A 12773-nucleotide genomic window follows, 5' to 3' on the forward strand; every position below is an offset into this window, starting at 1 on the left:
CTCACGCCGCCAGCGACCCCGGCATCACCGCCCTCGGCCCGAACTTCGCCCGCGCGCGGTCCGCGACCTCCTCGATCCGGCGGACCTTCTCGTCCACGGGGTCGAAGGTGAGCTGGTGAGAGGCGTGTTCGGCGGACGTGAGGCTCTCCGCGCGCAGGGCGATCGAACGGACCCGGGCGCGCTGGAGGCCGAGCGCCTCGTACAGGTCGTACGCGGTCCGGGTCAGGGCCGCCGAGTGCGCGGTCGGCTCCTTCAGGGTGCGGCTGCGGGTGGTGGCCGACCGGTCGGCGTAGCGGACGGTGAGGGTGAGGGTGCGGCAGACCTTGTCCACGGCGCGCAGCCGGGCGCCCAGGTCTCCGGCGGCCGAGAGCAGGGCGCGGCGGTGGCGGTCGGGGTCGAGTTCGTCGCGGTCGAAGGGGCGGTCGGCGGCCAGGGACCGGGAGACGCCGTTGGGGACGACCCGGCCGCGGTCGACGCCCCGGGCCTTCTCGTGCAGTTCGCGGCCGGTCCTCGCGCCGACCAGGCGTTGGAGCGTGGACAGCGGCGCGGCGGCGACCCGGCCGAGGGTGTCGAGGCCGTACTCGCACAGGGTGCGGGCGGTCGCGGTGCCGACGCCGGGCAGTGCGGCGACGGGCCTGCCGTCGAGGAAGGCGCGCTCCTCGCCGCCGGACACCGCGCGGGTCAGTCCCGGCCGGGCGTCGCGCAGGGCCATGCGGGCCAGCATCGGGCCGGGTCCGGCGCCGATCGCGCAGTCCACGCCGTGCAGCGCGAGGGCGCGGACCCGGATCACCGAGGCCAGTGCCACGGCGTCGCGCCCGAAGTACCGTTCGGCGCCGCGCAGGTCGGCCAGCGCGCCGTCGGGCGGCAGCGCCTCGACGACCGGCGTGAACTCCTCCAGGAGCCCGAGCAGTTCGGGCAGGGCCGCCTCGCGCGTCGGCGGCAGCTGGAAACGTACGCAGAGGATCGTCATCCCGCACTCCCCGGACTCTGGTGCCACAACTTCCTTCCGACCGCGGGCCCTTCGCCCGCGGGGCGCAGATCGGCCCAGGGATGCATCTCGTACCCGGTGGACATGCGGATCCTCCGCTGCTCCATCGGGTCCTGGGCCGCGGACCCGGCCGGCGCGGGCCGCCCGTCCGAACCGGCGAGACGGCGGCGCGCCGGGCCGCCCTCGGGGTCGTCGTCCCCGGTCCCGTCCGCCCCCTGGGTCCCGCCCGTTCCGGCCAGCCGGGCGGCGACGCCCTCCAGGCCCTCCTCCCGGCGCACCTCCAGCAGGTCGGCGAGGTTCCAGGCGGCGGAGCCGACCACGCTGAGGCTGCGCGGGCCGCGCCGCTGCACCACCCCGCGCACCAGCAGCAGCCAGGAGTGGAAGACGGTGTGCGCGCAGGCGTCGTGCGAGTCGTCGAAGAAGGCGAGGTCGACCAGGCCGGAGCCGTCGTCCAGGGTGGAGAAGATGACGCGTCGCCCGGAGCGGACCGGCGGGGTCTGGGTGGCCGCCTTGGCGCCCGCGACCAGCACCGTCTCCCCGTGCCGTGCCTCGCGCAGCCGCTTGGCCGACACCACGCCCAACTCGCGCAGGAAGGTGCGGTGGTCGTCCATCAGGTTGCGCGAGGCGTCCATGGAGAGCACGCCGAGTTCGGCGCTGAGCCGCTCCGCCGAGGTGAGGTCGGGCAGTCCGGCGGAGGCGGTCTTGCGGCCCCCGGCCAGGGGGAGCTGGTCGCCGCGTCCGCCCCGGGCGCCGCGGTGCAGTTCGGTCAGGTGCAGTTGCAGGTCGCGGCGGTTGGCGCCGAACGCGTCCAGCGCGCCGACCTGGGCGAGCCGCCCGGCCAGCGGCCTGCTGGGGCGGGCCCGTTCCCAGAAGTCGAGCAGGGAGGCGTACGGCTGCCCCTCGGCGATCCGCTCCGCCTCGGCCTCGCTGATGCCGTGCACGTCCGAGAGGGCGAGGCGCAGGCCCCAGGTCTTCGCCCTGCGCGGCTTACCCGATTCAGACACCAGTTCGATCCGATGGGCGACCCCCGACTCGTTCACGTCCAGCGGCAGGATCGGCACCCCGCGCCGCCGCGCGTCCGCCAGCAGCAGCCGCTTGGGGTACATGCCGGGGTCGTGGGTGAGCAGGCCCGCGTAGAAGGCGGCCGGGTGATGGGCCTTCAGCCACGCCGACTGGTACGTCGGCACCGCGAAGGCGACGGCGTGCGCCTTGCAGAAGCCGTAGCTGCCGAAGGCCTCGACGATCTCCCAGGTGCGCTGAATCGTTTCCGCGTCGTAGCCGTTCGCCGTCGCGTGCTGGGCGAACCACACCTTGATCCGCCCCTGCGACTCCGGGTCGGAGAGCCCGCGGCGCACCCGGTCCGCCTCGCCGCGTCCGCAGCCGGTCATGATGGCGACGATGTCGATGATCTGCTCGTGGAAGACGACGACCCCGTACGTGCCCTCCAGCGGCTCCGCCAGGTCCTCGTGCGGGTAGCGCACCGGCGCCCGACCGTGCCGGGCCTCGATGAACGGCCGCACCATGTCGGCGGCGACCGGCCCCGGCCGGAAGAGCGAGATGTCGACCACGAGATCGTGGAAGGTGGCCGGCTGGAGCCGCCCCACCAGGTCCCGCTGGCCGGGCGACTCGATCTGGAAGCAGCCCAGCGTCTCGGCGGACCGGATCATCCGGTACGTCGCCGGGTCGCCCTCCGGTACGGCGTCCAGGTCGACCTCGGTGCCGGTCGCCCGCTTCACCTCGGCGACCGCGTGCGCCATCGCCGACTGCATCCGCACCCCGAGCACGTCCAGCTTGAGCAGCCCGAGGTCCTCCACGTCGTCCTTGTCGAACTGGGCCATCGGGAAGCCCTCGCCGCTGGTCGGCATGACCGGCGTACGGGAGAGCAGGGAGGCGTCGGACAGCAGGACGCCGCAGGGGTGCATGGCGACACCGCGCGGAAGGGCGTCGAGGCCCTCGACCAGCTCCCAGAGCTTCCCGTACTTCTCCTTCTCCCCCGCCAGCTCCCTCAGCTCGGGCAGCTCCTCCAGCGCCGCGCGGGCGTCGCGGGCGCGGATGTGCGGGAAGGACTTGGCGACCCGGTCGATCTCGGCCGGGTCCATGGACAGGGCGGCGCCGACGTCGCGGATGGCGTGGCGCACCCGGTACGTCTCCGGCATGGCGACCGTGGCGACCCGCTCGGTGCCGAACCGGCCGATGATCGCGCGGTAGACCTCGAGGCGGCGCGCGGACTCCACGTCGATGTCGATGTCGGGCAGCACCACCCGCTCCTTGGACAGGAACCGCTCCATCAGCAGCCCGTGCTCGACCGGGTCGGCGTGCGCGATGCCGAGCAGGTGGTTGACGAGCGAGCCCGCGCCGGAGCCGCGCGCGGCGACCCGGATGCCCATGTGCCGTACGTCGTCCACGACCTGGGCGACGGTGAGGAAGTACGAGGCGAAGCCGTGGTGGGCGATGATGTCCAGCTCGTGGTGCATCCGCTCCCAGTACGCGCGGTGGTCCGGCCGCCGGTCGTAGCCGCGCCGTACCATGCCCGACGCCGCCCGGGAGGCGAGCGCCCGCTGGGCGGTGCGGCGGCCGGCGCCCACCAGGTGCGGTTCGGGGAAGTGGACGGCGCCCATGCCGAGGTCGTCCTCGGGGTCGACCAGGCACTCGGCGGCCGTGGCCCGGGTCTGCTCCAGCAGCCGGTGTGCGGTGTCGCGCCTGAAGCCCGCGGACTCGACGATCCGCTCGGCGGCGCCCCGCATGGCACCGGCGTCCTTGAGCCAGGCCTCGCCGGAGTCCAGTTCCTTGGTGGCGTCGATCGGGACGAGGCGTCGGGCGGCGTCCAGGACGTCGGCGACCTCGCCCTGGCCGGGGTCGGCGTAGCGGACGGCGTTGGAGAGCACCGGCCGCACCCCCTGCTCGGCGGCGAAGCCGACGGTGCGGGCGGCCAGCCGCAGGGAGCCGGGGCTGGTGCCCTCGCGGCCGTGCCAGACGGCCTCCAGGCGCAGGGCGTCGCCGTAGACCTCACGCCAGGGGGCGAGGAGCCGCGCGGCGCGGTCGGGACGCCCGGCGGCGAGGGCGCGGCCGACGTCGGAGCCGGGGCCGAGCAGGACGGTCAGGCCGTCGGCGTGGTTGTCGGGCCAGGACAGCAGCGGGGTGCCCTCGGCCGTGTGGGCGGCGGAGACCAGGCGGCACAGGTCGGCCCAGCCGCGGGCGCCGTCACGGGCGAGGAAGGTCACCCTCGGGGCCGACTCGTCGACGAAGGCGCCGCCGCGCACGGGGACGCGGCGGCGGTCCCGGCGTACGGAGGTGTCCGTGCGGTCGGCTTCGGGCTCGGGGGCGGCGACCGCCAGCTCCGCGCCGAACAGCGGACGGACGCCCGCCTTCGCACAGGCCTTGGCGAAGCGGACCGTCCCCGCGAGGGTGTCGCGGTCGGTGAGGGCGAGGGCGTCCATGCCCCGCTCGAAGGCGCGCTCGGCCAGCCGCTCCGGGTGGGAGGCGCCGTAGCGGGCGGAGAACCCGGAGACGGTGTGCAGATGCGTGAAACCCGGCATCACGCACCTCCCGACTCATGAACCGACGCATGACCACGTATGCCCGAACGCCATTATCGAACGTCTGTTCTCAGCTACTCCACCCACCATACCCCCATCGTCGAATGTGTGTGCGACATCCGTTCGGCCCCGTCCCACCTGCGCAAACGCTCCCCGACCCGGACTGTGGGGACATGTCGCACACACCGGGCCCCGGCACGCGAAGAGGCACGCGAGGCGGCTCCTTCCTCGGTGAGGTGAAGGACGCCGTCACCCCGCGGGCCACCCTGCTCGTGCTCGGCGTGATCGCGCTCCAGCTGCTGTTCATCGCCTCCTACGTGGGGGCGCTGCACGACCCGCGGCCCAAGGACGTGCCCTTCGGAGTGGTCGCGCCCGGGGCGGCCGCCGGGCAGACGGTGGACCGGCTGGAAGGACTGCCCGGCTCCCCGCTGGACCCGCGCACGGTGGCCGACGAGGCGGCCGCCCGGCGGCAGATCATGAACCGGGAGATCGACGGCGCCCTGGTCCTGGACCCCGACGGCAGGCGGGACACCCTGCTGGTCGCCTCCGGCGGCGGCACCGTCCTCGCCACCACCCTGGAGGGCATCGTCGGCAAGGCGGAGCAGGCCGAGGGACGCGCGGTGCGGGCGGTCGACGTGGCCCCGGCCTCCCGTCACGACTTCGACGGGCTGTCGTCCTTCTACCTGGTCGTGGGCTGGTGCGTCGGCGGCTACCTGTGCGCCTCGATCCTGGCGATCAGCACCGGTGCCCGGCCGGCCAACCCGCGCCGGGCGGCGATCCGGCTCATCGTGATGGCCCTGGTCGCGATCGTCGGCGGGCTCGGCGGCGCGGTGATCATCGGGCCGATCCTGGGCGCACTGCCCGGCGGCGTGCTGGACCTGTGGGGGCTCGGCGCGCTGATCACCTTCGCGGTGGGCGCCGCCACGCTGGCCCTCCAGGGCGTCTTCGGGATCGTCGGCATCGGTCTCGCGATCCTGCTGGTGGTGATCGCGGGCAACCCGAGCGCGGGCGGCGCCTTCCCGCTGCCGCTGCTCCCGCCGTTCTGGAAGGCGATCGGCCCGTGGCTGCCGCCCGGTGCGGGCACCTGGACGGCCCGCTCGATCGCCTACTTCAAGGGGAACGACGTGACCGTCTCCCTGCTGGTGCTGTGGGCGTGGGCGGTCGCGGGGACGGTGATCACGATGCTGGCGGCCGTGCTGCCGCGCCGGGGGCGGCCGGAGACGGACCTGCCCACGTCACCGGCCGCCTGACCGTCGTACGCGCGGCCGGAGACGGACCTGCCCGCGCCGCCGGCCGCCTGACCGTCGTACGCGCGCGGGAATTCCGGCCGGACACGCGGAAGTCCCGCCCCTCGCGCGCGGGACGGGACTTCACAGGTGTGCGGGTGCTGCTCAGCCGATCTGCGTACCGGTGGCCGACAGGGCCTCCGTCACCGGCTGGAAGAAGGTCTCGCCGCCCGAGGTGCAGTCGCCGCTGCCGCCGGAGGTGAGGCCGATGGCCTGGTCGCCCGAGAAGAGCGAGCCGCCGCTGTCGCCGGGCTCGGCGCAGACGTCGGTCTGGATCAGGCCGTTGACGATGTCGCCGTTGCCGTAGTTCACGGTGGCGTCCAGGCCGGTCACCGTCCCGTCGTGCACCTGGGTGGTGGAACCGCTGCGGGTCACCTGCATGCCGACGGTGGCCTCGGCGGCGCCCGAGATGGCCTGCGAGGAGCCGTTGTAGAGGTTCACCTCGCTCGGGTGGTCCACGTCGGCGGTGTACTTGACCAGGCCGTAGTCGTTGTCCGGGAAGCTGGACGCCTCGTTCTCGCCGATGACGTTCCCGGAGGAGTCCGACCAGGTCGAGATGGACTCGGTGCAGTGGCCGGCGGTGATGAAGTACGGCTCGCCGCCCTTGGTCACGTTGAAGCCGAGCGAGCAGCGCCCGCCGCCTCCGGTGATGGCGTCGCCGCCCGAGACGAAGGGCTTGTACTCGCCCTTGGTCCGCTTGAGCTCGGCCTTGGCGCCCAGTCCGTCGACCACCTTGGTCAGCTTGGCCAGTTCGGCCTCGGAGACCGTGCGGTCGGCGGTGACGACGACCTTGTTGGTGGTCGGGTCGGTCGCCCAGGAAGTGCCCGGGATGGTCGCGTCCTCGGTGAGGGTGCTGCGCGCGCTCTTCAGGTCGGCGAGCGAGTTCTCGACGACTCTCGCCTTGGCGCCGGCCTCCTCGACGGTCTGCGCGGCGCTCTGGTCGAGCACGTTGACGACCAGGCTCTTGGCCTGCGCGTCGTAGTACGTGCCCGCCGCGTCGGTGCCGAGGTCGCCGAGCAGCGTGGAGGCGAGCTTTCCGGCTGCCGTGACCGACAGGGTCTCGGGCGCGGCGGTCTTCGGGGCCTCGCTGGCGTTCGCACTCTGGAAGGTGACTCCGGCCGCGACCAGTGCGGTGATTCCCGCACCTACCACGGCGGCCCGCCGCCTGGGTATGCGTCGGTGCTTCAACTCACGTCCTCCTGTGGGGGGTCGGTCCGCGAGGTTGTGGGGACCCCGTGGACCGGAAGGCTGGTTGACGAGCGTTAACTCTCCCGATCCCGCAGGCCGTACACAAGGTCGACTCCAGGACGTGCGCACGACAACTCCAGCGCGGTCACAAGGCCTTCACCTCCTCCTCGCGAGAGCGGGAGGCGGGCGGTGGCCTCCCCCTCTGGTCGGAGTCCGGGTTTCGACCGTGGGTGGAAGACGGGGAGACCGGCACGCCGGAGGCTTCGGGCATGACTTCTTCACGAGGTGCCGGGGGCCCGGCGGCCATCAGGGTCGAAGGGCTGACCAAGCGTTACGGCCGCAGAACGGCGGTCGACGACCTGTCCTTCACAGTCGGAACCGGGAGGGTGACGGGATTCTTCGGCCCGAACGGGGCGGGGAAGACCACCGCCCTCAAAGCGGTCGTCGGACTGGCGCGGCCGACGGCGGGCCGGGCGTTCGTACGGGGCACGCCGGTCGCCGCCCTCAGGCCCGACGCCCGTCTGCTCGGCGTGCACATCGAGCCCTGCGGGGCCCATCCCGGCCGCACCGGCAGGGCGCACCTGCGCTCGCTGGCCGCACTGGCCGGACTGCCCCGCCGCCGGGTCGGTGAGGTGCTGGAACTCGTCGGCCTGGAGGAGGCGGCCCGGGGCAGGGTCGGGAAGTACTCGATGGGCATGCGGCAGCGGCTCGGGCTCGCCGCGGCGCTCCTGGGCGATCCGGAGATCCTGGTGCTGGACGAGCCGGTGAACGGCCTGGACCCGCAGGGCATCCGCTGGTTGCGTACGCTGCTGCGGGAACGGGCCGCGAAGGGTGGCACGGTCCTGCTGTCCAGCCACATGCTGGGCGAGGCGGCCCAGACCGTCGACGACGTGGTCATGATCAACCGGGGTCGCCTGGTCCACGAAGGCGCGATCCGGGACCTCGAACGGTCCGGGGAAAGCGTGGTCGCGGTGCGCACCGCCGAGGCCGAGCGCCTGTCGGAGCTGGTGACCGCGGCCGGTGGCCGCACGAAGGCCGACGACGGAGGCGGACTGCTGGTCGAAGGGCTCGACGTCGCGGCGGTGGCGCGGCTGGCCCACCGCGAGGGCGTGCTGCTGGAGGAGATCACCGAGCGGACCGCGTCGCTGGAGGACGCGTTCTTCGGTCTCACGGGAGGGGCGGACCGGTGAGTCATCTGCTGCGCGGCGAACTGATCAAGACCGCGACCACCCGGACCGTACTGGGCTTCGCGGTGGGCACGGTCGCGTTCGCCGTCCTCAACGTCCTGGTGGTCGCGGCGTGGTCGGGCACGCTGGACGAGGTGCCCGAGAAGGAGGAGGCGCTGTCGGCGATGCCGGTCCTGCTCCTGCTCTGGGGACTGGTCGGTGCGGCCGGTGAGTACCGGCACCGGACGGCCGCGCCGGCGGCACTGGTGGGCCGCCGTGGCCGCGGGGTCGTGCTGTCGGCGAGAATTGCCGCCTACGCGCTGACCGGGCTCCTGCTCGGCGCGCTGACGACCGCGGTGTCGGTCGGGCTCGCGCTGCCGCTGCTGAGTGACCAGCCGGGTCCCGGTCTCTCCTCGGGAGACGTCGGCGCCGTCGTGGCGGGCAACCTGGTGGCGTTCGTCCTGTCCACGATCCTGGGTGCCGCCCTCGGCGCCCTGATCCGTAGCCCGGTCCTGGGAGTGGTCGTCCTGCTGGTGGTGAACTTCGCCGTGGTCCCGCTGCTGTCCGGCGTCTGGGAAGCGGGCGTCAACCTCACGCCGTTCGGCGCGGCCGGGATCCTGAGCCGGATGACGCACCACACGACCCTGTCGGTCGTCTCGGCCGGATGGGTGCTGGCCGCGTGGACGGTCGCGGTCACGCTGGTCGCGGTCGTCGTCGAGCGACGGCGCGATCTGGCGTGAACGGCCTCTTCGGGCGGGCCCGGGCGGCGTACGACCTGCTGGTCGCGCGCCGCTCGGCGCTGTTCGACCTCGCGTTGGCGATGATCACGACCGGCGTGGAGATCGGGCTGCTCTTCGACGGCGGCACCCCGGTCGTCGTCATCCCGGCCGACATGATCCCGGTCGGCGTGATCCCGGTCGTGGTGACGGTGCTGACCGGCTCCGCCCTGCTCCTCCGCCGGCGCGCCCCCCTGACCGTGCTCGTCACGGCCTGTGCGGGCGCCGCGATGCTCGTGCCGCTGGGCTACTCGCCGGGCGGGGCGCCTGTCGTGGTCGCCCTCGCCTCGCTCGCCGACCTGCGCGACCGGAGGGTGTCGGTGGCGGCGCTCGTCCCGACGGCGCTGTTCCTGCTGCTGGCGAGCATCTCCTCGCCGCCCGTCCCGATCGGCGCGTGGGCCCTCGGCTCGTACCTCCAGACCCGGCGGCGCTACACCCGGGCGCTGGAGGACCGCGCGGCCACCCTGGAACGCGAGCGCGAGCAGCTCGACCAGCTCGCGGCACAGCGGGAACGCACCTCCATCGCCCGCGAACTCCACGACATCGTCGCCCACTCGGTCACCGTCATGCTGATCGGTGTGCGCGGCGCCCGGGACGTCCTGCCGACCGACCTCCGGGTCGCGGCCGAGACCCTGGAACGGGTCGAGGTCAACGCGGAGCAGAGCCTGGCCGAACTCCGCCGGATCCTCGGCCTGCTGCGCACGCCGGACAACGGCGCCCAGTGGCGGCCGCAGCCCTCGCTCGGCCAGCTCCCCGAGCTGGTTTCCGGATACCGGACAGCCGGGATGCCCGTGCGCCTGGAGTTCACCGGCGAGGCCCGGCCGCTGGCCGGCGGCCTCGAGCTGTCGGCCTACCGAATAGTCGAGGAGGCACTGACCAACGTGCTCAGACACACCGACCCCACCCGGGTCACGGTGACGCTCCACTACGGCCGTACGCGGCTGGACGTCACGGTCGAGGACGACGGCGGCGGCCGCGACCCGGCCCCCTCGGTCGCCGGGCACGGCATCCTCGGGATGCGGGAACGTGCGGCCGTGACGGGCGGCAGCCTGGACGCCCGCCGTACCGCCGACGGGTTCGTGGTGACCGCCCGGCTGCCCGTCGAGGACGCCGGGGACGCCGGGGATGCCGGGGATGCCGGGGACACCGGGGACGCGGCATGACCGTCCGCCTGCTGATCGTCGACGACCAGGAGCTGATCCGTACCGGCTTCCGGCTGTTCCTCCAGACCCAGAACGACCTCGAGGTCGTCGGGGAGGCCGACGACGGTCACGAGGCACTCGCACAAGCTGCCGCCCTGCGCCCCGACGTGGTCCTGATGGACATCCGCATGCCCCGCATGGACGGTGTCGAGGCCACCTCCCGGCTGACCGCCTCCGGCACCCCGCCCCGGGTGCTGATCCTCACCACCTACGACCTGGACGAGTACGTCTTCGGCGCACTGCGGGCGGGCGCCTCCGGTTTCCTGCTGAAGGACGCCTCGCGCGCCCGCCTGCTGGAGGCGATCCGCGTCGTGCACGCCGGTGAGGCCCTGCTGTCGCCGTCGATCACCCGCAGGCTGATCGAGGACTACGCCACCCGCGCCGCACCGGTCCGGCCGCGGGAGGCGGTGCTGGCCGGTCTGACCCCACGGGAACGGGAGATCCTCCTCCTGGTGGCCAGGGGCCTGTCGAACCCGGAGATCGCCGCGCGCCTGGTCGTGACCGAGGCGACGGTGAAGAGCCACGTCGGCAGCATGTTCGCCAAGCTCCACCTGCGGGACCGCGCCCAGGCCGTGGTGTTCGCCTACGAGAACGGCATCGTCCTGCCCGGCAGCACGGGCTGAGCCCCCGCACACCGTGGCCGCGGTGTACGGGGGCTCGTCGCGCTGCCGGCTGCGCTCGACGGCCGACTAGTAGACGCTGACGCCGTAGGCGCTCAGGGCCTCCGTCACCGGCTGGAAGAAGGTCGTACCGCCGGAGGAGCAGTTGCCGCTGCCGCCGGAGGTCAGACCGTACGCGGTGCCGTTGCTGCCGTAGAGCGAGCCGCCGGAGTCGCCGGGCTCGGCGCAGACCGTGGTCTGGATCAGCCCGCCGACGACATCGCCGCCGCCGTAGTTGACGGTGGCGTTCAGGGCGGTGACCCGCCCGCTGTGGGTGCCGGTGGTGGAGCCGTCGCGGATGACGGTGGTGCCCACGCTCGGGGTGGCCGCACGGGTGATGTCCACGCCGTTGGCGGTGCCGGGCCGGGAGACGGACCCCGTGTACTGCACGATGCCGTAGTCGTTGCCCGGGAAGCTGGAGCCCGCCGTCTGGCCGATGACGGTGCCTCCGGAGCTGGACCGCCAGGCACCGGCGCCGTCGGTGCAGTGACCGGCGGTCAGGAAGTACTCGGCGCCGCTACTGGTGCGGACGTTGAAGCCGAGGGAGCAGCGCCAGCTGCTCGCGTAGATGGCGTCGCCGCCCTGGATGAGCTTGTTGAACTTGCCGGGGGTGCGCTTGATCGTGAGCGCGTCGGCCTTGTCGCCGGCCTGCTCCTTGATCTTCGCTATCTCGGCCTGGGAGACGGTGCTGTCGACGGTGAGCAGCACCCGGCCGGACTTGCTGTCGACGGCCCAGGCGGTGCCCGGGACGTCGGCCTTGAGCACCGCGCTGCCGGCGCTGCTCAGCTCGGCGGCACTGAAGGTGGCCGGGGTGGATGCCGCGTTCGCGCTGGGGATCGCGACGGCGGCCGCGGCCACGAGACCGGTGGATACGGCGATCAGCCGAGTCCGTCTCGTGATGCCGCTGCGGGGGGTGGTGCGCTTGATCCTCACTTTTCGTTCCTCCACAGGGGAAGTCGGGGGCCCCTCTCGTGGGGGTGGGGGCCCGTGAGGCGCAGCCAGGGGCGGACCTCCGGGTTCCGGATGCGTCGTGCTCCTGACAAGCGCTGAGGTTGGAGTATTCGGCCGAACGTCCGGTCGGCGCAAGAGCGCCTTTCGGCCGTCAAGCTTTGAACGACCTTTACCAACCCCCGTCGGTCTCAGCGCAGTTCGCGCTCCCCCGCCTCGACGCGGGCCCCCAGGGTGTTCCCCGGTGGCGGGAAGGGGCAGACGAAGTGGTCGGCGAACGCGCACGGCGGCAGCAGCGCACGGTTGAGGTCGACCGTCGTACGCCCCTCGTCGTCCGGCGCGGCCGGGCGCAGGAACCGGAAGCGGTAACTGGTGCTCCCGCTGGTGGCGTCGGCGAAGACGGCCCACAGGGAGCCGTCGTCCTCGACGCCCACCTGGAGCGTGTGCGCCCTTCCGTCCAGCTCGAAGGCCAGTTCCCCGCCGAGCGCCAGCCCGCGCTCCCGGCCGTCCGCGTTCGGCACCCGCACACTGCGCCGCCCCGTGTCGTACGGGGTGAAAAGGCCCGGCACCGCCCAGCGCGGGTCGTACGGGGTGGCCGTGATGCCGCGGAACGCCCGCCGTGCGGGGGCGGCCGGGTCGAAGTCACGGACACCCCACAGCCCCTCGCGGACCAGCACCACCAGCCGCCGCTCGCCGCAGGCCACCCGGGCAGCACCCACCGGTCCCCGGTCGGCCGTGAGCCGTGCCTCGCCGTCCAGGAGCCGCCCGTCCACGGTGAGCCCGTCCGCGCGGCCGGCCGTCAGCAGCACCGCGTCGCCGTCCGTCGTCCACCGGCCGGGGATGTCCGGAAGTTGCCCGTCCGGATGATCCTCCAGCCAGTGCGTGCCGGTCAGCGCGAGCGGCCCGTAGGGCGCCGAGACCGTCACGACGCGCTGCTCGTGCCACTGCTTCCACGCGTCGGCAGCTTCGGACGCGTCGGACGCGTCGGACGCTTCGCCGGGTGAGCCCTGTGTCATGGCTCAAG

Annotated in this window: 10 protein-coding genes; 5 read left to right on the plus strand and 5 right to left on the minus strand. The window is 73.4% G+C overall.

The window, feature by feature from the left end; all coding sequences use genetic code 11:
* Window position 1 precedes the first annotated feature (1 nt).
* Both ACFYZ3_RS35740 and ACFYZ3_RS35745 read right to left on the minus strand, forming a co-directional pair.
* Window positions 2-970: a hypothetical protein gene (locus ACFYZ3_RS35740; RefSeq protein WP_388526793.1), complete on the minus strand. Its 969-nt coding sequence runs from the start codon at window positions 968-970 to the stop codon at window positions 2-4.
* Window positions 967-4524, minus strand: coding sequence for a DNA polymerase III subunit alpha (locus tag ACFYZ3_RS35745; protein ID WP_388526796.1), 3558 nt, complete (start codon window positions 4522-4524; stop codon window positions 967-969). The genes ACFYZ3_RS35740 and ACFYZ3_RS35745 overlap by 4 nt, the downstream gene beginning before the upstream one ends.
* Before the next feature lie 173 nt (window positions 4525-4697).
* Between ACFYZ3_RS35745 and ACFYZ3_RS35750 the strand changes: the two genes are divergently transcribed.
* Window positions 4698-5774 carry a DUF3533 domain-containing protein gene (locus ACFYZ3_RS35750; protein ID WP_388526799.1) on the plus strand — a complete coding sequence of 359 codons (1077 nt, stop codon included), beginning with the start codon at window positions 4698-4700 and terminating at the stop codon, window positions 5772-5774.
* A 141-nt stretch (window positions 5775-5915) separates the two neighbouring features.
* On the opposite strand, the gene ACFYZ3_RS35755 is transcribed toward ACFYZ3_RS35750, so the two are convergent.
* On the minus strand, window positions 5916-6998 hold the full coding sequence (locus ACFYZ3_RS35755) for a S1 family peptidase (RefSeq protein WP_388526801.1): 1083 nt from the start codon (window positions 6996-6998) through the stop codon (window positions 5916-5918).
* A 269-nt stretch (window positions 6999-7267) separates the two neighbouring features.
* On the opposite strand from ACFYZ3_RS35755, the gene ACFYZ3_RS35760 reads away from it, so the two are divergent.
* Genes ACFYZ3_RS35760 through ACFYZ3_RS35775 form a run of 4 tightly spaced genes read left to right on the plus strand, consistent with a single transcriptional unit; the run spans window position 7268 to window position 10765 of the window.
* Window positions 7268-8188 (plus strand): ABC transporter ATP-binding protein, encoded by a 921-nt coding sequence (locus tag ACFYZ3_RS35760; protein WP_388526804.1) that lies wholly within the window; start codon window positions 7268-7270, stop codon window positions 8186-8188.
* The gene (locus tag ACFYZ3_RS35765) at window positions 8185-8904 is read left to right on the plus strand and encodes an ABC transporter permease (protein WP_388526807.1); all 720 of its coding nucleotides are present in this window, start codon (window positions 8185-8187) and stop codon (window positions 8902-8904) included. Before ACFYZ3_RS35760 ends, ACFYZ3_RS35765 begins: the two co-directional genes overlap by 4 nt.
* Window positions 8901-10103 carry a sensor histidine kinase gene (locus ACFYZ3_RS35770; protein WP_388526810.1) on the plus strand — a complete coding sequence of 401 codons (1203 nt, stop codon included), beginning with the start codon at window positions 8901-8903 and terminating at the stop codon, window positions 10101-10103. Before ACFYZ3_RS35765 ends, ACFYZ3_RS35770 begins: the two co-directional genes overlap by 4 nt.
* On the plus strand, window positions 10100-10765 hold the full coding sequence (locus tag ACFYZ3_RS35775; RefSeq protein ID WP_388526813.1) for a response regulator: 666 nt from the start codon (window positions 10100-10102) through the stop codon (window positions 10763-10765). The genes ACFYZ3_RS35770 and ACFYZ3_RS35775 overlap by 4 nt, the downstream gene beginning before the upstream one ends.
* 66 nt (window positions 10766-10831) lie before the next feature.
* On the opposite strand, the gene ACFYZ3_RS35780 is transcribed toward ACFYZ3_RS35775, so the two are convergent.
* Complete coding sequence (locus tag ACFYZ3_RS35780; RefSeq protein WP_388526815.1) at window positions 10832-11734, minus strand: S1 family peptidase; 903 nt, start codon at window positions 11732-11734, stop codon at window positions 10832-10834.
* Window positions 11735-11940: 206 nt separating this feature from the next.
* The gene (locus tag ACFYZ3_RS35785; RefSeq protein WP_388526818.1) at window positions 11941-12765 is read right to left on the minus strand and encodes a DUF1684 domain-containing protein; all 825 of its coding nucleotides are present in this window, start codon (window positions 12763-12765) and stop codon (window positions 11941-11943) included.
* Window positions 12766-12773 lie beyond the last annotated feature (8 nt).

It is taken from the genome of Streptomyces sp. NPDC001599 (assembly GCF_042893535.1).
GTDB lineage: Bacteria > Actinomycetota > Actinomycetes > Streptomycetales > Streptomycetaceae > Streptomyces.